Source organism: Pelagibacterium luteolum, from assembly GCF_900100665.1.
Classification (GTDB): Bacteria; Pseudomonadota; Alphaproteobacteria; order Rhizobiales; family Devosiaceae; genus Pelagibacterium; species Pelagibacterium luteolum.
Window position 1 is genome coordinate 446841 of record NZ_FNCS01000003.1, and the last position, 25095, is coordinate 471935.

The following is a 25095-nucleotide window of genomic DNA, read 5'->3' on the forward strand; positions in this document are numbered from 1 at the left end:
ACGATCATGGTCGACGGCATTTCAGCATCATCTGGCACCAATTCGAGCCTCAATAACTCGCGCTCGACCATCGCCGATAACTTCGACACCTTCCTTCAGATGTTGATCACCCAGCTCAAGAACCAGAACCCTCTCGAGCCCATGGACACCGCCCAGTTCACCCAGCAACTGGTGCAATTTACCTCGGTGGAACAACAACTTAAGACCAATGAATTTCTCGAGACGATGATGCTGTCGTCCCAGAATGCGTCCAATACCCAGGCCGTTGGCTATATCGGCAAGACCGTCACCGCCTCCGGCGCCTCCACCGATTTGATCGATGGCCGCGCCAGCTGGGTCTATCGCGTTGATTCCGCTGCCCAAAATACAACCGTCACCATCAAGGATTCATCCGGAAATACTGTCTTTACCGACACCATTTCCGTCCGCGCTGGCACCGATCAGATCGTCTGGGACGGCACCACCTCGACTGGCGAAAAGCTGAATTCCGGGCGTTTCTCCATCACCATCGACGCCCGCGACGAAAACGGCCGCTACATCCCCGTCACCACCGAAATGCGCGGCGTCGTCGAAGGCGTCGACGTCAGCGGATCTGAGCCCTACATCCTCATCGGCGACCTCAGAATCCCCCTCTCCTCGATCACTTCAGTGACCAGCACGAAAACTGGCAACGGTGGCGAAAATGGTGGCGGAAATTCAGGCGGCAATGAGCAGGATCAGGCCGCCTGATCGCCCCATTTTATCTTTTCTCTATATATATCAACACACAAGGCCGCTCCTCATCCGAGCGGCCTTGTGGCATTTTGCAGTCGCTCTTAACGCCTTGTAAGTTTCCGCTTAGCCAAATTTTAAGCGCAACACGCTAGTGTGAACACTGCTTATGGTCAGGTTGAGTAGAGAGTAAAATGACCGTACAGATGCGTCCGCGCGTTAAGTATGTCATCGGTCCCGATGGTAGCCCGCTCACAATAGCGGATCTGCCACCGGCCAACACGAAGCGCTGGGTCATTCGCCGCAAGGCGGAAGTCGTGGCCGCCGTCCGCGGTGGCCTGTTGAGCCTGGAAGAAGCTTGTGAACGCTACACTTTGAGCGTTGACGAGTTCCTGAACTGGCAGGCAGCAATCGACAAGCATGGCCTCGCTGGCCTGCGTACGACCTGGATCCAGCACTACCGGGAAGGTTAACGCCCACAAGGCGCCACATTCCGGCATACGAGCGTAACCCCAAAGCCCGTCGCGACACCGCGGCGGGCTTTGTTTATGCTGATACGCCAAGCCATTACTGCCGCAAGCGAATGTTAACCCATTTCGCCGCCCGATCGGCACAATTTGCCCACAAATTGCAATCTGCGGCAATTGGTTAACACCTTGTTTACCATCCGCTAGGCATATTTTGCCCAGTTTGGGGGCACCCTGATTTGGTGCCATTAGTCAAAAAATATGCTTGGCAGGGGTATTGCGTGAATCAATTGGGGGAACTGCTGACCAAGCTCGGCGTCGCGCGCATTGCAGCGATGGCCGTGGTAGCGGTGATGCTGGTCGGATTTTTCGCCTTCATCATTATCCGCTCGACCACCCCCCAACTGGCCCCGCTCTACACAAATCTCGAGCTCAACGACGCTTCCGCAATCATCGCAGAACTCAATGCATCGGCCACCCCGCACGAGCTGCGCAATGACGGCTCGACCATTTTGGTCCCGCGCGACCAGATCACCACAATCCGCATGTCGCTGGCCGAAAACGGCCTGCCGGTCCGCGGCCAGGTCGGCTACGAAATCTTCGACAGCCAGAACACCCTCGGCGCGACGAGTTTTGTCCAGAATATCAACCACATCCGCGCTCTTGAGGGCGAGCTGGCCCGCACCATCGGTGCCCTGAGCCGCGTCCAGTCCGCCCGCGTCCACCTCGTTCTGCCCGAGCGTGAACTGTTCCGCCGCGAAGTGCAGCAGCCATCGGCCTCGATCGTTCTGACCGTGCGCGGCCAGCTCTCCACCGGCGAAATCCGTGCCGTTCAGCACCTCGTCGCCTCCGCCATCGAAGGCCTTTCGCCCAACGCCGTTTCGATCGTCGACAGCGCTGGCAACCTCCTGGCATCGGGCACCGGTGACGAGACATTGAGCGTTACTGCCCAGGCCATGGAAGAGCGCGCGGTCGGCATCGAAAACCGCATGCGCACCCGCATCGAAGAGCTCCTGGCCTCGGTCGTAGGCCTAGGCCGCGCCCGGGTTCAGGTCTCCGCCGAACTCGACCTCAATCGCTCGACCCGCACGTCGGAAACGTTCGATCCCGAAAGCCAGGTCGTCCGCTCCGCCCAGACCCTGGAAACCGGCGACCAGTCGACTGGCCCTGGCAATTCCGGCCAGGTCACCGTTGCCAACGAGCTGCCCGGCGCCAGCGAGCAAGCCACGGCCAATGGCGGCACGCAGACCTCGTCCGACACCTTCGAGGAAACCCTCAACTACGAGATCTCCTCGACCACCGAGACCCGGGTCACCGAAGCCGGTGGCATCGAAAAGCTTTCGGTCGCCGTGGTTGTCGACGGCATTTACACCTACGATGCAGAGGGCAACGCCATCTACGCACCGCGCAGTCAGGCCGAGATCGACCAGATCACCGCACTCGTCCGCACCGCGATGGGCTTCAGCGAGACCCGTGGTGACCAGTTGCAGGTCTCCAACATGCAGTTCGCAGAGCGTCCCGGCATCGAAGTGGGTACCGAAGCGCCGGGACCTTTCGAGTTCAGCCGCGACGATCTGGTCAATCTCGCCGAAATGATCGTGACCCTCCTGATCGCCCTCGCGCTGGTGTTCTTCGTGATGCGCCCACTGGTGAAAAAAGTGCTCGCGCCCGAACCCAAGCCGCTCGCACTGCCCGAAGCCGCCAGCGTTCCTGCTGATTATCAGGAAAACCAGATGGCCGACGCCACCCTTGCCATCCGCAACCGCGAGGCAGCCACCGATGCCTGGCTCGAGCAGGCGAAATCGCTCGGCGAGACTCAGATCAAGACCCTTAAAATGGTCGGCGAACTGGTAGAAGAAAATCCCAAGCAAGCTTCGCTGGTCGTCCGCGACTGGCTGAGCGAGGCCGCGTAATCCTATGGCTCTGACCAATCCCCAAAGCACAGGTGTAGAAGCCGAAAACAAGGCCAAGGGCCTTGTGATCGACAATGACAAGGGCGGTCGCCAGCTGTCCGGCGACGAAAAGGCCGCCGTGCTTCTTTTGGCGCTCGGCCCCGATTTCGGCCGCCCAATCTGGGACGAACTCGACGAAATCGAAATCCGCCAGCTTTCGCGCGCCATGGTCCGGCTCGGCCCGATCACCCAATCCATGCTCGACGACCTCCTTGGCGAGTTCGTCATGAGCGTATCGTCCTCGGGTTCGATGTCGGGCAATTCCGACACCACCGAGCGCTTGCTGCTCTCGTTCCTGCCCAAGGATCGCGTCGAGCAGATCATGGAGGAAATCCGGGGCCCTGCCGGCCGCAACATCTGGGAAAAGCTCTCGAACGTTCAGGAAGACATCCTCGCGAGCTATCTCAAGAACGAATATCCCCAGACCATTGCCGTGGTCCTGACCAAGATTTCAACCGAGCACGCCTCGCGCGTTCTGGCGGTGCTGCCCGAAGAACTGGCGCTCGATGTCGTTCAGCGCATGCTCTCTATCGACCCGGTGCAAAAGGAAATCCTCGAAAAGATCGAGGCGACCTTGCGCACAGAATTCATGTCGACGCTCAGCCACACCCAGCGCCGCGACAGCCACGAGCAGATGGCCGACATCTTCAACGCATTCGATCGCCAGACCGAGGCGCGTTTTATCACCGCGCTCGAAGATCTCAGCCGCGACAGCGCCGAGCGCATCAAGGCGCTGATGTTCACCTTCGACGATCTGACCCGGCTTGAATCCGCTGCCATCCAGACGCTGTTGCAGAACTTCGACAAGCGCGAACTGGCGCTGGCCCTCAAGGGCGCGTCCGAAGGCGCACGCGAATTCTTCTTTGCCAATATGTCGGCCCGCGCCGCCAATATGATGCGCGACGACATGGACGCCATGGGCGCCGTGCGTCTCAAGGATGTGGACGAAGCCCAGTCGCGCCTCGTCAACACAGCAAAAGATTTCTCGGCTCGGGGTGACATCGTCATCAACAAGGGCAAGGCCGATGAGGAGATGGTGCTGTGAGTGTCGCACACAAATTCACCTTCGACCTCGACCTCGCCCATAAGCCGGCCCCCAACAAGGTGTTGCCCGAGAGCGAGTTCGAAGCGCTCATCGCGGCCGCACGCCAGAACGGCTACCAGCAGGGCCTGCGCGCTGGACAGCAGACCGTCGAGGCGCAATCGGCCAAAACGCTCGCCACCGCAGCCGATAAACTCGCCGCGCAGGTTGCAGAAGCCCTCGCCGATATCGAAACCTATGAGCAACGTCATTTGGCCGATTCCGTCGACCTTGCGGCCTCGGTCGGCAGAAAGCTCGCGGCGCACCTGATCGCCCGCCAACCGCAGACCGAACTCGCGGCACTGGTTTCCGAATGCATGGCCTCGCTGGAAAAAGCCCCGCATCTGGTGATCCGCTGCCATCCCGACCTTTGCGACGCCATGCGCGCCGCCGCCGAAGAGCGCATGAAGGTCTCAGGCTTTTCCGGACGCCTCGTCGTCCTCGGTGATCCCGATATCAAGCTCGGCGACGGACGCATCGAATGGGCCGATGGCGGCCTCGTGCGCGACATCAACGCCATTTCATCCGAAATCAATGCTCGCGTATCCGCTTATCTGGCGGCACGCGGAGCCAGGCAGGGAGACTAGTCCATGGCCAATGGCGAAGACGATATCCAGACCGTCTCCGACGGCATCTCCTTTGAGGAAATGCTGGCTGATATGAATGAGGATGATGGCGCGGGAGGGGAAAAGACCGCCAACGATCTCGAAGCGGTGTTTGACGTTCCCGTCCGCCTCTCGGTGGTCCTCGGGCGTACCCGCATGCCGGTCGCCAAACTGCTCAAGATGGATGTCGGCTCGGTGGTCGAACTCGACCGCCAGGTCGGCGAAGCCATCGACATCTACGTTAACGACCGCCTCGTGGCACGTGGCGAAATCGTACTGGTCGAAGGACGCCTCGGCGTCACGATGACCGAAATCATCAAGGCAGGCTAAGGGGTCCACCATGCGCTTATTGATTATTGGAGCCCTCGAAGGACAGCTCAGCCAGGCCAGCAAGATGGCCATGGATGGTGGCGCTAAAGTCTCTCATGCGGGCAGCATCGACATTGCCTTGGCGACGCTGCGCGCCGGCAAGGGTGCAGATCTGCTGCTGGTCGACGTGATGATCGACATCCCGGCTCTGATCGCGGCCCTCGAAGGCGAGCGCATCCATATTCCGGTCGTCGCATGCGGCACCGAAACCAACGCCGCCGCAGCCGTCAACGCCATCCGCGCCGGGGCCAAGGAATATATCCCCCTGCCCCCGGATGCCGAACTGATTGCGGCCGTGATCGCCGCCGTCGCTAAGGAAAGCTCGGATTTCCTGTTCCGCGACCCGGCCATGGCGCGCGTCGTCAAGCTCGCCGATCAAATCGCAGGCTCGGACGCATCGGTTCTGATCACCGGCGAAAGCGGCACCGGCAAGGAGGTGATGGCCAAATATCTCCACGCCCGCTCCAAGCGTGCCAACCGCCCGTTCATCTCGATCAATTGCGCCGCCATCCCCGAGCACCTGCTTGAATCCGAACTGTTCGGGCACGAAAAAGGCGCCTTCACGGGCGCCGTCGCCCGCCGCATCGGCAAGTTCGAGGAAGCCAATGGCGGAACGCTTCTGCTCGACGAAATCTCGGAAATGGATTTCCGCCTGCAGGCCAAGCTGCTGCGCGCCATTCAGGAACGCATCATCGACCGCGTCGGCGGCACCAAGCCCGTGCCCGTCAACATCCGCATCCTCGCCACGTCCAACCGCGATCTGGCGATCGAAGTGCGCGAAAACCGCTTCCGCGAGGATTTGCTCTTCCGGCTCAACGTCGTCAACCTCAAGCTCCCTGCCCTACGAGAGCGCCCCGGCGACATCATCGCCTTGGCGGAGCATTTCGTAGCCCGCTATTCGGCGGCGAACGGTCTGACCCAGCGCGTTCTGAGCCAGGCCGCCCGCGATGAACTGCTGCGCGCGCCCTGGCAGGGCAATGTTCGCGAACTCGAAAACACGCTGCACCGCGCAGTACTGCTGTCGTCGGGCGATGTCATCGAACCCGAAGCCATCCGCATGCCGGACGGAACGGGCCTGTCGGAATCCATCGCCAACCACTCGCTGGTCAGCCAGGCTGCGCTCGCCGCGGATGCCGCAACCCGCGCATTGGTCGGGCGCACCGTGGCCGATGTGGAGCGCGAATTGATCCTCGATACACTCAACCACTGCCTGGGCAACCGCACCCACGCCGCCAATATCCTCGGCATCTCGATCCGCACGCTGCGCAACAAGCTCAACCAATACGCCGATGAGGGGAGTTCCATCCCCGCCCCCGGCGAACAACGCTTTAGCGCCGCATGACAATCGCGGCGCCGCTCCCGCCCCCACCGCCGCCGGTTGCCGGTGCGCATCGGGGTGTGGGATCGGCCGCTGTGCTGCGACACCCTTCTCCGACAGATAGTATTTTCCGCCCCATGACCGACACCAGCCCGACCGCCGTCCAGACTTCGCCCATGGGCCGCATCAACGCCGTGTTCGATGTCATTCGCCAGTCCAACGCCGGGCTGGCGATTGGCGTTGTGGTGATCCTGTCGGTCCTGATCCTGCCGATGCCGGCGATGCTGCTCGACATCCTGCTGGCCTTCTCGATCGTCTTTTCCGTGATGATCCTGATGACCTCGCTGTTCATCCAGACCCCGCTCGAGTTCTCCGCTTTCCCGACGGTGCTGCTGGTGTCGGCAATGTTCCGCCTGGCACTCAACCTCGCGTCCACACGCCTCATTCTGGCGGAAGGACATAACGGAACGGCTGCAGCCGGCCATGTGATCGAAGCCTTCGGCAATTTCGTCACGCGCGGCAATTTCATCATCGGCGTGATCGTCTTCGCGATTCTGTTGATCGTCAATTTCATCGTCATCACCAAGGGTTCGGGTCGTATCGCGGAAGTTGCGGCGCGGTTTAACCTCGACGCCATGCCGGGCAAGCAGATGGCCATCGACGCCGATCTCTCGGCAGGCCTGATCGATGAAATCGAAGCCAAGAACCGCCGCAAGACGCTCGAAGATGAAAGCTCGTTCTTTGGCGCCATGGACGGTGCTTCAAAATTCGTGCGCGGCGACGCCATTGCCGGACTCTTGATCACCTTCATCAACGTGATCGCCGGCATTCTCATCGGTACGCTGCAGATGGGCCTGACCGTCCAGGAAGCGAGCGGCAACTATTCGCTTCTGACCATCGGCGACGGCCTCGTTAGCCAGATTCCAGCGCTGATCGTTTCGACCGCTGCCGGTATCCTCGTCTCCAAAGCCGGCGTGAGCGGCTCGGCCAACAAGGCCCTAACTACCCAGTTTACCGGCTATCCGATCGCCCTGGGCATGAGCGCGGGCGTGATGTTCATGATGGCGCTCGTTCCGGGCATGCCGCTCATTCCGTTCATCACGCTCGGTGGCGCGGTCGGCTATCTTGCCTGGTCCTCGGCCAAGCGCCACAAGGCCGAACGCGCCGTCGAGACGGAGAAACTGGCCAATGAGAACAAGGCGCAGATCGCTGCCGCATCGCCTTCGGAAGCGCCAATCACCGACAGTCTCAAGATCGATGAACTCAAGCTCGAACTCGGCTACGGGCTTCTGAGCCTCGTCAAGGAAGACGATTCCGGCACCGACCGTTTGACCGAGCAGATAAAGGCCCTACGCCGCCAGTTGGCGACCGAATTGGGTTTCGTGATGCCCGCTGTCCGCATCCTCGACAACATGCAGCTCGAACCCAACCTCTACAAAATCAAGATCAAGGAAGTCGAAGCCGGCCACGGCGAAGTCCACGCCAATCAGTTCATGGTCATGGACCCCTATGGCAACAAGATCACCCTGCCCGGCCAGAACACCGTGGAGCCCACGTTCGGACTTCCCGCCACTTGGATCGACATGGCGCTGCGCGACGAAGCCGAAGTCCAGGGCCTGACCATCGTCGATCCCTCGACGGTAATTTCGACGCACCTGACCGAAGTGCTAAAGGCCAACACCGCCGATCTTTTGAGCTATGCCAATGTCCAGTCGCTGCTGTCCGGTCTCGATAAAGACCAGCAAAAGCTCGTCGAAGACATCGTGCCGTCTTTGATTACGGTTTCAGGCATCCAGCGCGTGCTTCAGGGTCTCCTGAGCGAACGTGTTTCCATCCGCGACCTGCCGACAATCCTCGAAGGAGTGGCAGAAATCGCAGGATCAGCCCGCAACACGGGACAGATCATCGAGCACGTCCGCTCGCGCCTCGCGCGTCAGATTTGCGCGGCCAATCTGGGCATGGATGGTAATTTGCCATTGCTCACTCTCGGGCCCAATTGGGAGCGCGATTTCGCCGAAGCGATGATCGGTGAAGGCGACGAACGCCATCTGGCCATGGCGCCCTCGAAACTGCAGCAGTTTATTGTCGGCATCCAGAACGGCTTCGAGCACGCCGCGCAAATGGGTGAAATCCCTGTACTGATCACATCGCCTCATATCCGTCCGCACGTCCGTGCCATCGTCGAGCGGTTCCGCCCGCAAACGGTGGTGATGAGCCAGAATGAAGTCCACCCGCGCATCAAGCTACGGACGGTCGGCAGTATCTAGGGCAACGAGCGGAACCGCCAGTTCCCGCTGGCGTTTCCGAGGCGCATGATCAAGGGGATCCCCGATGCGTCTTTTTGCCTGTCCCAACTGCCGCCAGGTCGTTCACTTCGAAAACTCCGCCTGTGGCCAATGCGGGACGATGATCGGGTACGATCCGCAGACCAATTCCATGGTCGCTATATCCGAGAGCCAGCCCTATTGCGAAAACGCCCAACACGGCGCTTGCAACTGGATCGCGCCAGCAGGTGGGCTGTGCATCGCGTGCCGGCATAACGAGACCGTGCCCGATCTATCGGACCCCGATAATCTCACCCAGTGGCAAACGCTGGAGCGGGCCAAAAAGCGGCTTTTCTACAGCCTCGTCCGGCTCGGCCTGCCGTTGATCACCAAGGATGAAGATCCGGTTCGCGGGCTGTCGTTCCGGTTCCTCGCCGATGATCCCAATGGCGAAAAGGTCATGACAGGCCATGCCGAGGGCGTCATCACCATTGCCCTTGCGGAAGCCGATGACCCCGAACGCGAAAAACGTCGCTCGGACATGGGCGAGCCCTATAGAACCCTGCTCGGGCACTTCCGGCATGAGGTTGCTCATTACTATTGGGATATTCTCGTCGACGGCACGCCCCTGCTCGAGGAATGCCGCGCGGTGTTCGGCGACGACACCGAGGACTATGGCGAAGCCCTCAAGCGACACTATGCCAATGGTGCGCCCGCGGACTGGGAAGAGCATTACGTGTCGTCCTACGCCAGCGCCCACGCCTGGGAGGATTTCGCCGAGACCTGGGCGCACTATCTCCACATCGTCGATACGCTGGAAACCGCGCGCAGCTTTGGCATCTCGATTGCCCCAAGACGCGATCGCTCTGGTGACCTCTCTGCCGAAGTGGATTTCGATCCCTACCGCACCAACGACATCGCCGACCTGATCGATAGCTGGGTGGCTGTCAGCGTTATGCTCAACGAGCTCAACCGCTCGATGGGCCTTCCAGATGCGTATCCATTCGTTCTTTCGGACGCGATCGCGCAAAAGCTTGGTTTTATAGCCCGCCTTACACATCAGCGGCCCAATTGAAAAAGGGAGGCTCAAAGCCTCCCTTCTCCTTTACTCCGCCGGAACCGGGGCCGGTGTCGGCCCCGTATCAAGCGCATCGATCTCGTGGTCCTTGTCGTAGACCGATTGATCGAGAATACCCTGCCGCTTGGCGACGATCGTGGGCACCAGGGCCTGACCAGCCACGTTCACCGCGGTGCGGCCCATGTCGAGGATCGGGTCGATGGCCAGCAGAAGACCAACGCCTTCGAGCGGCAAGCCGAGCGTCGACAGCGTGAGGGTCAACATGACGGTCGCACCGGTGAGACCAGCCGTCGCCGCCGAACCAATCACCGCGACGAAAACGATCAGCAGATATTCCTGCAGGCCGAGATTGATGCCGAAGAACTGCGCGACAAAGATCGCAGAGATCGCCGGATAGATTGAGGCACACCCGTCCATCTTGGTCGTGGCACCGAGAGGCACGGCAAAGCTCGCATATTCACGCGGCACGCCGAGGTTCTTTTCCGTCACGCGTTCGGTAATCGGCAAAGTACCGATCGAGGACCGCGACACGAACGCAAACTGGATCGCTGGCCAGGCGCCCTGGAAATAGCGGATGGGATTGAGCCCATGAACCGTGAGCAGCGTCGGATAGACAACGAGCAAGACGATGGCGAGACCGATATAGATCGCCGCAGCATACCAGCTCAATTGCGCCAGTGTTTCCCAGCCATAAACGGCAACCGCATTGCCCAGAAGGCCGACCGTAGCGATCGGGGTCAGCCGAATGATCCACCACAGCAGCTTATGAATGACTTTGAGGAAAGCGCGGTTGAACTCGAGGAACGGCTTGGCAGCATCGCCGACCTTGAGCGCCGCGATACCCACCGCAATCGAGATCACCAGAATCTGGAGCACGTTGAAGTTCAAGCTGGTCGATGCACCGCTATCGTTGAGCGAAGTTGAAGCCTGAAGCCCCAAGATATTGGACGGGATCAGCCCTGTCAGGAAATCGAGCCATGATCCGGTCCGCGCCGGAGCCCGTGCCGCCGCTTCGGTGACAGCGGTGTTGACGCCCGGCTGAATGATGAGGCCGAGCGCGATACCGATCAGAACCGCAATCAACGCTGTAATCGCAAACCACAACAGCGTCTGCCAGACCAGCCGCGCCGCGTTGTTGAGCTCACGCAGATTGGCGATAGACGCAACGATGGCGGTAAAAATCAGCACCGGAACTATGGTGCGGAGCAGCGACACAAAGCTCGACCCGATGGTCGAAAGCGTCTGCACCAGCCAGTTGGGGCCGTCGGCGCCGGGGCCCATCTGGCGGGCGATGAGCCCGAGCACCAGACCGAGAACAAGAGCCACCAGAACCTGGAAGCCGAAGGATGTATAGAAGGGTTTCGGCGTCTTGCGGCGCTCCCCACCCTGGGAGATGGACGACATTTTTGCCTCTTGCAATTGTGCACACGGGGGTCCGGGATGCACGTCAATTAGGCAAAATCTACGCCTCTCACTGCCCGTAGCCAAGGCGCAGTGTTGTGGCAGGTTCCGCTCGGGCGAAATATCCTGCCTCAAAATTCCAATTTATTGGAAATCAACCGTGAGTAGCTCAGCTATGGGATGCAAACTTGTCGCGAAGCGCTGTCATGCGATCGCTGACCGGTCCGCTGGTCTCGAGAATACGATCAGGCTACCCTAGGAGCTCGACGTCGTCACCGGCAAATTTGCTCACCCGATCAAACAGGCTTTCGGAGAGCCCCTTTGTGTCTTCAGCATCCTCTGCATAAACCAGACGCGAGACGTCGGCGGCAATCGCCTTGAGTTCACCGCGCAAATGGTCAGCGTCAAAGCGCTCGGTTTGCCAATCAGCCATCACCTTGCCCTCCAACCCTTCAACGCGCTCACGGATTTGGCCCTCCTGTTCGCCCGCCGAAAAATCCTCGGCCAGCAATCGCACGGCACCCGACGGCACGGTTATGTCGCCGTCGGCATCGCCGGTGGTCTCGGCAAGCAATGCATTGAGCCGGCTTTCGGCGCCAGAAATCCGGGCCTCGGCCCGACGCAGTGCCACCCGCGCCTCGCTCTCGGGATCGGACTGCGCTGCGAGCGTATCACGCAGCATGGCGATGGCTTCGTCCTTCAGCCCGCTCTTCTTTTTCTTTTCGATCCGCGCCAACAACATGCGCGTCTGTTCTTCGAGATAGGAATTGCGCTGGCGCTCGATCGAAAGCGCCGTCAGCAGGTCTTCCACATCCGCGCGATAATCGCCGCTCAACTGCTCGGCGGAGATGGTCTCTGGCTGTTCAGGCAAAAGATCGGGGTCGATATCGGCGAAATCATCATCGGAGCGCCGCACGCGCGCAGCCAGCGCTGCGCTGTCACGCTCGAGATCACGAATGTGTGCGACCAGTTCAGTCTCACGCAACCGATAGGCTTCGATCGCGGAAAACTGTTCGTCGCGTTCCGACTTAAGTGCAGTCAATTCGATTCGCGCTGCATCCAGCTCAACGATTCGCGCCGTCAGCTTTTCCAGCAGCGCCTCGACGCGCAAATCGCGCTTGCGCAGCGCGATGGCAAACTCGGCACGCAGCTTGTCCTTATCCGCTCTGAATTCTGAAAGCGTGACGGGTGTTGCAGCTTCGATGCGGCGTTTGGTCAGCCTCACAGCGCGGCGCCAGAAGGCCGGGCCGATGGCGATCGCAATCAATGCGGCAGCGAGAAAGCCGAGCGCAAAATACATTCCGTATTCAATTACCATGCACCTCTCCCCGGCCTTGGGGTCTCACCGATATTCGCACGCGAGTCTAAACTGCGCCACTGGATGGCGTCAGGTAACCTTACCTGAGATGTGTCACCGAGTCATTGCCTGCGCAATAAAGCAGCCCTCAAACCCACCACACTTGCGTGAACTCGCAAGGGCTAGAAGGGGTTCCAGGTGGGTTCGCGTGTGAAGTTAAGGTACCCGACGGATATACCGGCGCGAAGGCCGATTCCCGAGCTGATCGGAACGACATAGACATCACCTTGCTTGAGCGCGGTCATGCCCAGCCCGCCGACGGCATAGATCGATCCTTCGACCCCGGGAAAGCGGTCATAAATCGAGTCAACGGCTGGCAGATTATAGACCAGCATCATCACCCGGCTGCCATCGGCGCCGATGTTGAGCCCAAGGCTCGGCCCCTGCCAGAATACCTGATGAGTGCCCGCGTTGCGGGTGTAAAGCGTGCCATCGCCATAGCGCGCACCGATAAACAGCGCGCCACCGCCCTCCTGGCCGAGGATATAGCCATTGGGCTGTCCGTATTCAGCAAACGAGCGCTCGATCAGCGATGCGAGCCCCTGAGCGACCGAGCCAAAGAACTGATGGCCGGCGGTCATGATTTCTTCGCTGGAATAGGTGTCGGACAGCGATCCGCCCTGCTGCGTCTGCGCAGTGGCTGGACCGGCGGCAAGGCCGATTGCCAGAACCAGTGCTGCAAAGAGGCGATTGATCATCACGAGAATGCTCCCAACTGTCGCGTTCGTGTTGTGCGATATGCGTGTCCGGTTAACCAAGGCCAAACGGCCTCGCGTTATGATCAACCGACTCGCCCCCACCAGCATAACGGTTCCAGTGAGCAATAATGCGGCAAAGAGGTAAACAAATCTTAACCCTTACAAAGTCTTACGCCGTTTTGTTTGCAATCGTGTTCGCAGCGGCCATGGCGCCCGCTCACGCGCAGCAAAAAGGCTATGTGACCAATGTGCTGACCGGGGTCGCCATATCGGGTTACGATCCCGTCGCATATTTCACTGAGGACGCCGCGATCGCTGGTACGCCGCTTTACGAATACGAATGGGGCGGAGCCGCCTGGTACTTTTCATCCGCCGCCAACCGTGACGTTTTCATAGCTGCGCCAGAGGTTTACGCCCCCATGTTCGGCGGCCATTGCACAACATCCATGGCCCGTGGCTTCCTCTCGGATGGCAATCCGCAGATATTTCGCATCGTCGCCGACCGGCTCCTGCTGTTTCATTCCGTCGGCAATAGAGAAGCTTTTGACATGTCGCGCGCTCCGCAACTGGCGACGGCGATCGACAATTGGGACGCCCTGCCCCGGTTTCAATCGCAGGCCAATCTGGCACACTAAGCTGGGCGAAACGGGCGGCACGCGCCACCACGGCGTTGCCCCACTGTGACGGCACTGTAAAGTGCACTCAATGATTCGTGAGCGAAAGGCAGAACCGAGACATGACGAGCATTATCGAGCTGAGCGCCCCAGACCTGGCGGCCATGCTGTGTTCGCGGGTTTGCCACGACCTGATCAATCCCGTCGGCGCAATCGGCAACGGTCTCGAGGTTCTTTCGGACCCCACCCAGGTCGACATGCAGGCTTTCGCCAAGGAATTGATCGAAAATTCTTCGCGTCAGGCGCGTGCCAAGCTCGAATTCGCTCGGCTCGCGTTCGGCGCGTCCTCGACGGCTGGATCTGATATAGACACACGCGAAGCCGAGCGCGTCGCGAGCCTTTTGTTTGCCGGTGAAAAGGCTGACCTTGAATGGAAGGTCACCCCGATGCTGCTACCCAAGAACAAGGCCAAATTGCTGCTTAACATGCTGCTGATTTCCGTCGCTGGTGTGCCGCGCGGCGGCACCGTCACTGTCGAAGTCGAAGGCGATGCCGGGCGCGAGAATTTCACCATCACATCGACTGGCCCCAAGGTTCTGATGCCGAACGCGGTTCAGGGACTTTTGGCCGGCATGCCCGAGGAAGGCTCGGTCGATGCGCGTGGCATCCAGCCTTTCTATACGGGCATCCTGGCGCGCGAGAGCCATATGGGGATCAATCTGACGCTTGACGGTGACTTCCTGCGCTTCACGGCAGATCCGCTCCCGCACGATATCGACTGATTTTCCATTTTCCTAACGATTGTGGCCTAGTCTTCCTGGTCTGTCGGCGCCGTCAAGCGTGCCGACGAGAGCATGGAGCCTTGGCATGAAATCCTGCCTGATCGTCGACGATTCCAGCGTCATCCGCAAAGTCGCCCGGCGTATGCTCGAGGATATGGATTTCATTGTCGATGAGGCCGAGGACGGTCAGGAAGCCTTCGACAAATGCACGCGGGAAATGCCCGACGTCATCTTTCTGGACTGGCAGATGCCCATCATGTCCGGGATCGAATTTCTGAAATCCCTGCGCGGCTACAATGGCGGCGATAAACCCAAGGTCGTGTTCTGCACGACCGAGCGCGACATCGGTCAGATCGCCATGGCCCGCAAGGCCGGCGCCAATGACCATATGCTCAAGCCCTTCGACCAGCCAACGCTGGAAGCCAAGTTCCAGCCCTTCGTTTAAGCCCGCTGCACACATCTGCGTGACACGAGGCGCAAACCAATCCGGCAAGGCGTATCATCTCCATGCTGAACCGCGCGGTGTGCCGCGCTCCAGACTGCGGACATGGCACCGCGCCCTGTAAAAACGGGAGCCCGGAAAGCCTGCGTTCGAAACCCCCATATTAAGCGCTTACGCCCAGCCCACGCTCGATATCCGCAAAATCTCAATCAGCGACGTCGTTGACGCCCTTTCCAAGGGGGCGGCGGACTATTGGCGTCACCCGTCCCACTACATGTTCCTCGTCCTCATCTATCCTGCGGTCGGCATCCTGCTCGCCGTCTGGAGCGCTGGCGGCGATACGTTCGCACTGCTTTACCCTCTTGCGGCAGGGTTTGCCCTTCTCGGCCCGGTGGCCGCGATCGGACTTTACGAGCTCAGTCGCCGACGCGAAGCCGGGCTCGATGATAGCCCTCGCCACGCTCTGGGTATCGCCAGACACCCTGCTCTTGGCGCTATTGTGGCCCTTGGGATCATGCTGGCCGTAATCTTTGCGGCGTGGATCGCCTGCGCTGCAGCGCTCTATGGCACATTCATGGGTGCCAGCCGACCAGAAGGGGTGCTGGAACTGCTTACGATGACCTTCACAACACCCGAGGGGATGGCATTGCTCTTTTGGGGCAATCTTGTCGGCTTGGGATTTGCGCTCTTGGTTTTGGCCACTACAGCCATCGCCTTCCCGCTTCTGGTCGACAAGGGCGGAAGCACAGGACACGCCATCGCAACCTCGCTACGCGCGTTCAAAACCAATCCAGTACCCATGCTGGCATGGGGCCTGATCGTCGCCGTGATCGTATTTATCGCATCACTGCCGCAATTTGTCGGCCTGGCCCTGGCACTACCCATCCTCGGACACGCAACTTGGCATCTGTACCGCAAGATGGTCGGTTAGCTTAGCCGTAGACCCTGAAACGAAAACGTCCCGCGCTTGCGCACGGGACGGTTTTCAGACCAGCTCTGTGAGCGCCGTTCAGGCGCTTTCGGCCAGCTCAGTTTCGTCGGGCTCGCGTAGCACATAGCCACGGCCCCAAACGGTTTCGATGTAGTTCTTGCCGGCCGTCGCAACCGAGAGCTTCTTGCGCAGCTTGCAGATAAACACGTCGATGATCTTGAGTTCCGGTTCATCCATCCCGCCATAGAGATGGTTGAGGAACATTTCCTTGGTGAGCGTCGTACCTTTGCGGAGCGAAAGCAGCTCCAGCATCTGGTATTCCTTGCCCGTCAGATGAACGCGCTGACCGCCGACTTCAACGGTCTTGGTATCCAGATTGACGGTGAGATCGCCTGTCGTGATGACCGACTGGGCATGGCCCTTGGAACGGCGCACGATGGCGTGAATGCGAGCGACCAGTTCGTCCTTATGGAACGGCTTGGTCATGTAGTCGTCGGCGCCGAACCCGAGGCCGCGAACCTTGTCTTCGATGCCTGCCAGACCGGAAAGGATCAGGATCGGGGTCTGAACCTTGGCCACGCGGAGAGTGCGCAGCACTTCATAACCGCTCATGTCCGGCAGATTGAGATCAAGCAGTATGATGTCATAATCATAGAGCTTGCCCAGATCGACACCTTCCTCACCGAGGTCGGTGGTGTACACATTGAAACTCTCGGATTTGAGCATCAACTCGATGCTCTGCGCCGTAGCGCTGTCGTCCTCTATCAAGAGCACACGCATGCCAATCCCCTTAAATCCAACCTGTCCCTACGTGGGACCGAGCCCGGACCGAACCGCGACCCTTAACCAAACCCTACTGGGTACGCTTCGAAGCTAACGTCAATTAGTTAACAAAGTTTAATTCAACCACGCAATATGCGAAGTGTATTAACTGTGACAATAACTAAACCATTGATATATAAAGGGAATTAACGAAAAATTTTCTTAATCCACAACGTTAAGAAAGCCCTTCAACCGACTCTTGGGACTCATTGAAACTGGTCTGAAGGGGAACGAGCAGTGGCCGCCGCACTGCAGCGAAATAAATTGCTCAACTTCTGGCAATATCGCCATAACCTTAAGGTTGAGTTACCAATGTGGCCTCACAAAGGCCGAATCATGTGCGCAATTGGAGTGCCGCTTTCGTGCAGTCGCTGATCTCTGACATCGACTCCATCGACGAGATCGAGGTTTTCGGACGGGTGAAAACCGTTCAGGGCCTTCTGATCGAGGTCATCGGCCCCGTGCGGGAACTGCGCGTGGGCGGTCGGGTATCGATCGAAACCCAATCGGGCAGTCATCTCGCCTGCGAAATCATCGGCTTTAGGGACGGCCTCGCCCTTTGCTTGCCCTTCGGCCCGGTCGAAGGCGTGCGCCTCGGCTGCAAGGCAGTCTTTGCCGGCCACGACGGTGCTGTTTATCCCCATAATGGCTGGCTCGGCCGCGTGATCAATGCCGAGGGCCAACCCATCGACGGCGGCGCGCCCCTGATGCGCGGCACCTCACCCTATACACTGCGCAACATACCGCTGCCCGCCCATGAGCGCGCCCGCGTGGGCGGCCCCATCGACCTTGGCGTCCGATGCCTCAACACCTTCGCCACCTGCTGCGATGGCCAGCGCATGGGGATCTTCGCAGGTTCCGGTGTGGGCAAATCGGTTCTGATGTCGATGCTGGCCCGCAATACCGATGTCGACGTCTCCGTCATCGGCCTGATCGGTGAACGTGGCCGCGAAGTTCAGGAGTTCATTTCCGAGCAGCTTGGCGAAGAGGGCATGAAGAAGGCGATCGTCATCGTCGCCACCTCAGACGAATCCGCCCTGATGCGCCGTCAGGCCGCCTATCTCACCATGACGCTCGCCGAATATTTCCGCGACCAGGGCAAGCGCGTCCTGTGCATGATGGACAGTCTCACGCGCTTTGCCATGGCCCAGCGCGAGATCGGCCTCGCCATCGGAGAACCACCCACCGCCAAGGGCTATCCACCGACGGTTTTCACCGAACTTCCCCGTTTGCTCGAACGCGCCGGCCCGGGATTGCGCAATTCGGGGTCTGTTACCGGTCTATTTACCGTTTTGGTGGAAGGTGATGATCACAATGAGCCCATTGCGGACGCCGTACGCGGAATTCTGGATGGTCACATCGTGATGGAGCGTGCGATTGCCGAGCGGGGACGCTACCCCGCCATCAATGTGCTTCGCTCCGTATCGCGCACCATGCCAGGATGCGTGCCGGAGGATTTCCGGCCCACTTTGACCAAGGCGCGCGAACTGATGTCGGTTTATGCCGACATGGAGGAGCTGATCCGACTGGGGGCATACCGCAAAGGATCAGATCCCAAGGTTGACCGCGCTATCGCGCTCAGCCCGGCGTTGGAGGCGTTTTTGGGCCAACGATCGGATGAGCGAACCAACATCGCTGACGGCTACAATCTGCTGGCGACGATATTGGAGACGATGGGCGGGGAAGCCTGATGATGGGGTGGGGCGGCTCAGACAGCCGGCCGACGGCTTGGTGAGTAAGGAGTACAAGTCATGAAGTCCAAGAGCGCGAGCCTGATCCGCCTGAAGAAATTCCAGGTCGATGAAAAGCGCCGCCAGGTCCTTCAGATCGAATCGATGGTCGCCGACTTCGAACGCATGGCCGCCGAACTCGACCAGCAGATCGAGATCGAACACAAAAAGACCGGCATTTCAGACGTCGCCCATTTCGCCTACTCGACCTTCGCAAAGGCCGCGATTTCGCGCCGCGATAATCTCCTAAACTCCGCCAACGACATGCGCGGCAAGCTCGAAGCCGCCCAGGACGTTCTGGCCGAAGCCATCGAAGACCTGAAAAAGGTCGAACTGCTCGACCAGCGCGAACATCAGCGCGAAAAGGACGAGCAGCAAAAGCGCGAACAGGCCGAGTTCGACGAGATCGGACGCCTGCGCTACCGCCGCTGACCGGGCCGTCGTCATGACATATGACGACCTCATCGCCATCTGCCTCGACTATCCCGGCGTCACCCAGGCTGTCACCCACGGCACCCCGTCGATCAAGCTGGGCACCAAATTCATCCTGCGCGAACGCGAGCCCGGCATCATCGCCCTGCAACGCCCCTCAATCGACGAGCGCGACATGCTGCTCGAAGCCGATCCCGGGCGCTTTTTCATCACCGAGCACTACCGCGACTATCCTTACGTGCTGATCCGGCTCGCGGACATCGATGAGGACCAGTTCCGTGGTCTCTTCGAAACGATTTGGCGCGCCAAAGCGACGAAACGGCAGATTTCCGCCTATGATCCCGCGCGATAGAGCAAGAACACCGCCAAAACTCGCTTGACGCACGCAAATTTGTTCTATTGGCTCCTGTGAACGCCAGATACCGGCATCAAGGGAGAGCGCATGTTTGTATCGGTTTTCGACGTCTTCAAGGTCAGCGTCGGCCCGTCATCTTCCCACACGATGGGGCCGATGCTCGCCGCTCGGCGCTTCCTTGACACCCACGGCACGACAATCACCGACGACGGAAGACTGCAAATCACGCTCTACGGCTCGCTTGCCTATACCGGTGTCGGCCACGGCACCAACGCAGCAGTGCTCGCCGGAGCGCTCGGCTTTGCGCCCGAAACCTACGACAAGGCCGAGGCGGAAGCCGCTTTGGCCGCTCTCGCCGAGCGCAAGACGCTCGATGTCGACGGCAAGACCATCGCTCTCGATCCCGAAGCCGACCTCATCATCGACCGCGCCACGCGGCTCGAAGCGCATCCCAACGGCATGCGGTTTGCCTTGCTCGACGCCAATGGCTCAGTAATTGCCGAAGAGACCTATTTCTCCATCGGCGGCGGCTTCGTCAAAACCCTCGAAGAAATCGAAGTCGGCGACATGCCCGCAACCCCTGCCGACAATGTCCCTTTCCCGTTCGCCAGCGCACAGCAAATGCTCGAAATGGGCGCTGCTGCAAATCTCTCCATCGCCGAGATGAAGCGAAAGAACGAATGCGCCCGTCTCGATGGGCAGGCGTTCGCCGAACGGCTGATCGGCATCTGGGACATCATGGATGCCTGCATCACCCGCGGCCTCGGCACCACCGGCGAACTCCCCGGCGGCCTCAAGGTCAAGCGCCGCGCCAAGGCGATCTTTGAGAACATGTCGGGCAAGACCGGCCGCAACGACATGCCGCTCCATTCCGCCATCGACTGGCTTTCCGCCTACGCCATGGCCGTAAACGAGGAAAATGCCGCCGGCGGACAGGTCGTCACGGCCCCCACCAACGGCGCCGCCGGCGTTTTTCCCGCCGTCATCCGCTATTATCTCGACCATGTGCCCGGCGCGAGTCGCGACAAGATCCCCGAAATGCTGCTGGTCGGCGCCGCCATTGGCGGGCTCATCAAATACAACGCGTCGATCTCGGGCGCCGAAGCAGGTTGCCAGGCCGAAGTCGGCTCAGCCTCCGCCATGGCCGCCGCCGCCCTCTGCTCTGCCTTAGGCGGCACCAATGCGCAGATCGAAAACGCCGCGGAAATCGCGCTCGAACACCATCTGGGCATGACCTGCGACCCCATCCGCGGCCTCGTCCAGGTGCCCTGCATCGAGCGCAACGGGCTCGGCGCGGTCAAGGCCGTCGCCGCAGCCTCCCTGGCGCTCCAGGGCGATGGCAGCCACATCGTCCCGCTCGATGCGTGCATCGAAACCATGCGCCAGACGGGCCGCGACATGGACGAACGTTACAAGGAAACCTCGCTTGGCGGCCTCAGCGTCGCGGTGCCCGACTGCTGACCTACTCGGCCACCACCGCGATCTCACGCACCAATTCGCCGGTTTCGCCATCGAAAATCCGGATCGCCTGCGCCCCGTCCAATCCATAGGTGACGGTCACAAGTCCATCCTGGATCTGGCTGGATACGATCTCCGCGCCGCTTGGCAGTGCGATCTGTTGCGCGCCATATTGTTCAGCGACGGGGCTCGTCATGGTCGCAAGCCGATAGACAACCACCAGCACAACCGCCATAAAGCCGATCATCATGATGAGCATCGAAATCCCCGCACGCCGCCGGGCCTTTGCCATCACCGCCTCCGCCTCGGCGCTAAGCGGTTCGTCTTCGTTTATATCGACTTGAGGTTGCGTCATGGCAGCGGAACAGCTCCAGGGGGATAGGCACGACGCCACGGTGCTCGAAAGCGAGGCCGGGACGCGGCTCGATGCGTTTCTGGCTGCCCGTTTCCCCGCCTTTTCGCGCAACCGGATCAAGGATCTGATCCTGGAAGGCACGGTCAGCGTGGATGGAGCCGCCAATGATGTGCCCAAATATCGCGTGAAGGTCGGAGAGTCCATCACTCTCGCCGCCCCAGAACCCATTGAGGCCGAGCCGCAGCCCCAGGACATCGCGCTCGATATCCTGTTCGAGGACGAATATCTCATCGTCATCGACAAGCCCGCCGGCATGGTCGTCCACCCTGCCCCTGGCAATATGGACGGCACGTTGGTCAACGCGCTGATCCACCATTGCGGCGACAGCCTGCGCGGCATCGGCGGCGTCAAGCGCCCCGGCATCGTCCACCGCCTAGACAAGGACACCTCCGGTGTCATGGTCGCCGCAAAGACTGACGCGGCCCATGCCGGGCTTTCTGCCCAGTTTGCCGACCATGGCCGCACGGGCCCGCTGGAACGCGCCTATACGGCTTTTGTCTGGGGCATCCCGAACCCGCTGATCGGCACCATTGAGACCTTGATTGGTCGCGAGCCGCACAACCGTCTCAAGCAGGCGGTATTGGGCTACGATGGTCGCGAAGCCATCACACACTACCGAGTTGACGAACGCTTCCACGGCGAAAAATGGTCCGTCGGCCAGGTGACCTGCGAACTCGAAACAGGCCGTACCCATCAGATCCGCGTGCACATGGCCCATATCGGCCATCCGCTGATTGGCGATAGCCTCTACGGCTCGGGCTTTATGACAAAGATCAATACGGTGTCAGAAGAAACGCGCGACGCGATCCTCGGTTTGCGTCGTCAGGCCCTGCACGCAGCGGTGTTGGGCTTTGCCCATCCTGTCAGCGGTGAGACACTCCGGTTCGAAAGTCCGCTGCCCGCCGATATGAAACGTCTGGCCAATGCGCTCGCAAAGGGGTGAGGCCAAAACCTGCAACCTTACCGCAATGTTCGCGTTGCATTAATCAATAGCGCCGCATCCATGCATTCCGCGAACACCAGAAATTTGCGGAGCGGGGATGTAATCGCCCAACTGAAACCTATATTCACTCCGAAATAATCCCGCACACGTGCCGTAAAGGGCGTCGATGCGGCAAAACCCGCCGGGGTCCCCGGGGGTTTACAAGAGGGGGTGCTAAAAAATGGCCCAGTCTAATCTTCCTGTCCTGAGCTCGGAAAATGGGCTCAATCGCTATCTGCAGGAAATCCGCAAATTTCCGATGCTCCATGCTGACGAGGAATTCATGCTCGCCAAGCGCTATAAGGAGCATTCCGACCCGCAGGCAGCCCAAAAACTCATCACGTCGCATCTGCGCCTCGTGGCCAAGATCGCCATGGGCTATCGCGGCTACGGCCTGCCGATTTCCGAAGTGATCTCGGAAGGCAATGTCGGTCTCATGCAGGCGGTCAAGCGCTTCGAGCCCGATAAGGGCTTCCGTCTCGCCACTTACGCGATGTGGTGGATTCGCGCCTCGATCCAGGAGTATGTCCTGCGCTCGTGGTCGCTGGTCAAGATCGGCACGACAGCCGCGCAAAAGCGCCTGTTTTTCAATCTGCGCCGTCTCAAGGGCCAGATTGCCGCGCTCGAAGACGGCAATCTGCATCCCGACCAGATCAAGCAGATCGCGACGACGCTGAAAGTCACCGAAGACGATGTTGTCTCGATGAACCAGCGCCTGACCGGCGATGCCTCGCTCAATGCGCCGATGCGCGCCGATGAGGGCACCAGCCAGTGGCAGGATTGGCTTGTCGATGACGTTCCCGATCAGGAAGAAGTCCTCGGCGACAGCCAGGAGTTCGATGAGCGCATGAGCTACCTCGAAGGCGCCATGGAAGTGCTCAACGATCGCGAGCGTGCAATCTTTAAAGCAAGACGCCTCAAGGAAAATCCTTCGACCTTGGAAGAGCTTGCTCAGGAGTATGAAGTTAGCCGCGAGCGCATCCGCCAGATCGAGGTCCGGGCCTTCGAAAAGGTTCAGGACGCGGTAAAGGAAGCAGCAAGGTCGCAGGCCGCGCATTGACGCGCGGCCTTTTCGCCATCATTCTGCGCGCTCCTGAAACAAGCTGAAGGTTAAAATCGGATCGGTCATCGACCTGTCCGTCCTCCATGATAGAAATAGCTATCGTCGCAGGTCTCATCCTGCTCAATGGCGTGTTCGCCATGTCCGAACTCGCCATCGTCTCGGCCAGTAAGCCCTTGTTGCGCTCTATGGCCGAGCGCGGCCATCGCGGCGCAGCCGCCGCTGCAAAACTTGCAGAAGACCCCGGCCGCTTCCTCTCCACAGTCCAGATCGGCATCACGCTCATCGGCATCGTCGCGGGCGCGTTTTCCGGCGCCACCATCGGCGGATGGGTCACCGAAAGCCTGTCCGATGCCGGGCTCCCCTCCGCCGCCGCCTCGGCGCTTGGCTATGGTGGTGTTGTGGCCGTGATCACCTACCTTTCGGTGGTCATTGGCGAACTCGTGCCCAAGCAGTTTGCATTGCGCAACGCCGAAAACATCGCCAGCCTGATCGCCCCGCCCATGAATGTGCTGTCCAAGGTGGCCGCGCCGATCGTGTGGCTCCTCGACGCATCGACCAAACTGATCTTCCGCCTTTTGGGCATGAGCGAAGCCAGCGAGGACATGGTAACCGAGGAGGAGATCAAGTCCATGGTCGCCGAGGCCGCGGAAACGGGTGTGATCGAGCGCGATGAAAAGCGCATGATCGCCGGCGTTCTGCGCCTCTCCGACCGCCGCGCCCGCGGCATCATGACCCCGCGCACCGACGTCGAGATCCTGATCATCGACGATGACTACGCTGACATCCAGTCCCGCCTGAGCAACGCGCGCCACTCCCGTATCCCCGTCGCCGAAGAGACCGCTGACAACGTCATTGGCGTGCTGGTGATGCGCGAGTATTTCGAGCATCGGCCGCAGGACATGCGCGCCTTCCGCAAGCTGATCCACAAGCCGCAATTTGTGCCCGACACCATGGGAGCGCTCGAAGTGCTTGAGGTCCTGCGCCGCGCCGCGTTTCCTTTGGCGCTGGTCCTCGACGAATACGGCCATTTCGAAGGCGTCGTGACACCAAACGATTTGCTCGAAGCTATCGCCGGCGTCTTCCGTTCGGATCTTGATGAGGGCGAGGAAGACGAAGCCGTACAGCGTGAAGACGGGTCCTGGCTCCTGGCCGGTAGCCTGATGGTCGATCATCTCTACGACCATTTCGGCATCGTCCTGCCCGAACGCCGTGAGTACGAGACCTTGGCCGGCTACATCATCGACACACTCCAGCGCATCCCGACCACCGGCGAAGTCCTCGAAGTCGATGGATGGTCATTCGAGATCGTCGACATGGATGGCCGCCGCATCGACAAGGTGATCGCCAAGCGCCGCCAAGAGATCGAACCCTGATCGACTGCTGAAAGGGACGGTTATCGCCGTCCCTTTTTTCATCGCGGCGCGCCGTCCATCAACTGCCCGTAAGCGCGAAGGCAGGACCGTTCAGCCTGCATAGTTCCAGGGCATGAGGGCGTCGATGTCGCTGTTGAGCCAGCCATTGGCTATGCGCTCGAGGGTCTGAGTGAGCCAGGCGTGAGGATCGACTCCGTTCATCTTGGCTGTGGTAAGCAGTGTCGCGATGGTTGCCCAGGAGCGACCGCCCCCGTCACTTCCGGCAAAGAGACTGTTCTTGCGCGTAATGGTCTGGGGTCTGATGGCGCGTTCGACGATGTTGGAGTCGATCTCGATACGACCGTCGACGAGGAAGCGTTCGAGAACGGCACGCCGGGCGAGCGTATAACGGATGG

Annotated in this window: 26 protein-coding genes; 20 read left to right on the forward strand and 6 right to left on the reverse strand. The window is 60.1% G+C overall.

From position 1 onward, the window contains the following. Positions 1-6: 6 nt before the first annotated feature. The 9 genes from BLR31_RS08600 to BLR31_RS08640 all read left to right on the forward strand — a co-directional run bounded on the left by BLR31_RS08600 (position 7) and on the right by BLR31_RS08640 (position 9842). A complete protein-coding gene (locus tag BLR31_RS08600; RefSeq protein WP_090594723.1) occupies positions 7-729 on the forward strand; it encodes a flagellar hook assembly protein FlgD in 723 nt (240 codons plus the stop codon). A 176-nt stretch (positions 730-905) separates the two neighbouring features. Then, complete coding sequence (gene sciP / locus BLR31_RS08605) at positions 906-1184, forward strand: CtrA inhibitor SciP (RefSeq protein ID WP_090594726.1); 279 nt, start codon at positions 906-908, stop codon at positions 1182-1184. A gap of 275 nt (positions 1185-1459) precedes the next feature. Beyond that, entirely contained in the window at positions 1460-3091 is a 1632-nt protein-coding gene (fliF, locus tag BLR31_RS08610; RefSeq protein ID WP_090594924.1) for a flagellar basal-body MS-ring/collar protein FliF, read from the forward strand. Positions 3092-3095: 4 nt separating this feature from the next. Beyond that, complete coding sequence (fliG, locus tag BLR31_RS08615; RefSeq protein WP_090594729.1) at positions 3096-4175, forward strand: flagellar motor switch protein FliG; 1080 nt, start codon at positions 3096-3098, stop codon at positions 4173-4175. Then, positions 4172-4798, forward strand: coding sequence for a FliH/SctL family protein (locus BLR31_RS08620; protein WP_090594731.1), 627 nt, complete (start codon positions 4172-4174; stop codon positions 4796-4798). Before fliG ends, BLR31_RS08620 begins: the two co-directional genes overlap by 4 nt. 60 nt (positions 4799-4858) lie before the next feature. Continuing rightward, entirely contained in the window at positions 4859-5146 is a 288-nt protein-coding gene (gene fliN / locus BLR31_RS08625; protein WP_244504991.1) for a flagellar motor switch protein FliN, read from the forward strand. A 10-nt stretch (positions 5147-5156) separates the two neighbouring features. Next, the gene (gene flbD, locus BLR31_RS08630) at positions 5157-6527 is read left to right on the forward strand and encodes a sigma-54-dependent transcriptional regulator FlbD (RefSeq protein WP_090594736.1); all 1371 of its coding nucleotides are present in this window, start codon (positions 5157-5159) and stop codon (positions 6525-6527) included. A gap of 113 nt (positions 6528-6640) precedes the next feature. After that, complete coding sequence (flhA, locus tag BLR31_RS08635; protein WP_090594739.1) at positions 6641-8770, forward strand: flagellar biosynthesis protein FlhA; 2130 nt, start codon at positions 6641-6643, stop codon at positions 8768-8770. A gap of 64 nt (positions 8771-8834) precedes the next feature. Further along, entirely contained in the window at positions 8835-9842 is a 1008-nt protein-coding gene (locus tag BLR31_RS08640) for a zinc-binding metallopeptidase family protein (RefSeq protein ID WP_090594742.1), read from the forward strand. A 30-nt stretch (positions 9843-9872) separates the two neighbouring features. On the opposite strand, the gene BLR31_RS08645 is transcribed toward BLR31_RS08640, so the two are convergent. From BLR31_RS08645 to BLR31_RS08655, 3 genes are all read right to left on the reverse strand, one after another. Next, complete coding sequence (locus BLR31_RS08645; RefSeq protein WP_090594745.1) at positions 9873-11249, reverse strand: dicarboxylate/amino acid:cation symporter; 1377 nt, start codon at positions 11247-11249, stop codon at positions 9873-9875. A 247-nt stretch (positions 11250-11496) separates the two neighbouring features. Beyond that, positions 11497-12564 carry a coiled-coil domain-containing protein gene (locus BLR31_RS08650; RefSeq protein WP_143009349.1) on the reverse strand — a complete coding sequence of 356 codons (1068 nt, stop codon included), beginning with the start codon at positions 12562-12564 and terminating at the stop codon, positions 11497-11499. A gap of 161 nt (positions 12565-12725) precedes the next feature. Next, positions 12726-13301: a DUF1134 domain-containing protein gene (locus BLR31_RS08655; protein WP_176762574.1), complete on the reverse strand. Its 576-nt coding sequence runs from the start codon at positions 13299-13301 to the stop codon at positions 12726-12728. Positions 13302-13507: 206 nt separating this feature from the next. Between BLR31_RS08655 and BLR31_RS08660 the strand changes: the two genes are divergently transcribed. From BLR31_RS08660 to BLR31_RS08675, 4 genes are all read left to right on the forward strand, one after another. Beyond that, the gene (locus tag BLR31_RS08660; protein ID WP_143009350.1) at positions 13508-13936 is read left to right on the forward strand and encodes a YHS domain-containing (seleno)protein; all 429 of its coding nucleotides are present in this window, start codon (positions 13508-13510) and stop codon (positions 13934-13936) included. Between the two features lie 101 nt (positions 13937-14037). Beyond that, on the forward strand, positions 14038-14697 hold the full coding sequence (gene chpT / locus BLR31_RS08665; RefSeq protein WP_090594754.1) for a histidine phosphotransferase ChpT: 660 nt from the start codon (positions 14038-14040) through the stop codon (positions 14695-14697). 85 nt (positions 14698-14782) lie between these two features. Then, entirely contained in the window at positions 14783-15142 is a 360-nt protein-coding gene (locus tag BLR31_RS08670; protein WP_090594757.1) for a response regulator, read from the forward strand. A gap of 271 nt (positions 15143-15413) precedes the next feature. Next, positions 15414-16070: a DUF2189 domain-containing protein gene (locus BLR31_RS08675; protein WP_176762575.1), complete on the forward strand. Its 657-nt coding sequence runs from the start codon at positions 15414-15416 to the stop codon at positions 16068-16070. 78 nt (positions 16071-16148) lie between these two features. Here BLR31_RS08675 and ctrA read toward each other — a convergent pair whose 3' ends face one another. Beyond that, complete coding sequence (gene ctrA / locus BLR31_RS08680; protein WP_090594763.1) at positions 16149-16850, reverse strand: response regulator transcription factor CtrA; 702 nt, start codon at positions 16848-16850, stop codon at positions 16149-16151. Positions 16851-17254: 404 nt separating this feature from the next. Between ctrA and fliI the strand changes: the two genes are divergently transcribed. The 4 genes from fliI (at position 17255) to BLR31_RS08700 (ending at position 20870) form a co-directional block, all read left to right on the forward strand. Further along, positions 17255-18583 carry a flagellar protein export ATPase FliI gene (gene fliI / locus BLR31_RS08685; protein ID WP_090594929.1) on the forward strand — a complete coding sequence of 443 codons (1329 nt, stop codon included), beginning with the start codon at positions 17255-17257 and terminating at the stop codon, positions 18581-18583. 60 nt (positions 18584-18643) lie between these two features. Further along, positions 18644-19054, forward strand: coding sequence for a flagellar export protein FliJ (gene fliJ, locus BLR31_RS08690; protein WP_090594765.1), 411 nt, complete (start codon positions 18644-18646; stop codon positions 19052-19054). Between the two features lie 13 nt (positions 19055-19067). Further along, on the forward strand, positions 19068-19406 hold the full coding sequence (locus tag BLR31_RS08695) for an MmcQ/YjbR family DNA-binding protein (RefSeq protein ID WP_090594768.1): 339 nt from the start codon (positions 19068-19070) through the stop codon (positions 19404-19406). Between the two features lie 90 nt (positions 19407-19496). After that, the gene (locus BLR31_RS08700) at positions 19497-20870 is read left to right on the forward strand and encodes an L-serine ammonia-lyase (protein ID WP_090594771.1); all 1374 of its coding nucleotides are present in this window, start codon (positions 19497-19499) and stop codon (positions 20868-20870) included. Between the two features lies 1 nt (position 20871). Here the strand turns inward: BLR31_RS08700 and BLR31_RS08705 are convergent, their stop codons facing one another. Continuing rightward, on the reverse strand, positions 20872-21222 hold the full coding sequence (locus tag BLR31_RS08705) for a DUF6476 family protein (protein WP_090594773.1): 351 nt from the start codon (positions 21220-21222) through the stop codon (positions 20872-20874). Here BLR31_RS08705 and BLR31_RS08710 point away from each other — a divergent pair. The 3 genes from BLR31_RS08710 to BLR31_RS08720 all read left to right on the forward strand — a co-directional run bounded on the left by BLR31_RS08710 (position 21221) and on the right by BLR31_RS08720 (position 24700). Next, positions 21221-22225 (forward strand): RluA family pseudouridine synthase, encoded by a 1005-nt coding sequence (locus tag BLR31_RS08710; protein WP_090594776.1) that lies wholly within the window; start codon positions 21221-21223, stop codon positions 22223-22225. The two genes, BLR31_RS08705 and BLR31_RS08710, sit on opposite strands and share 2 nt — an antisense overlap. Positions 22226-22445: 220 nt before the next feature. Further along, positions 22446-23324 (forward strand): RNA polymerase sigma factor RpoH, encoded by an 879-nt coding sequence (gene rpoH / locus BLR31_RS08715; RefSeq protein ID WP_090594779.1) that lies wholly within the window; start codon positions 22446-22448, stop codon positions 23322-23324. An 86-nt stretch (positions 23325-23410) separates the two neighbouring features. Then, complete coding sequence (locus tag BLR31_RS08720) at positions 23411-24700, forward strand: hemolysin family protein (RefSeq protein ID WP_090594781.1); 1290 nt, start codon at positions 23411-23413, stop codon at positions 24698-24700. A gap of 90 nt (positions 24701-24790) precedes the next feature. Here BLR31_RS08720 and BLR31_RS08725 read toward each other — a convergent pair. Then, positions 24791-25095: transposase domain-containing protein (locus BLR31_RS08725; RefSeq protein ID WP_143009351.1), on the reverse strand; the 305-nt coding region annotated here is incomplete at its 5' end.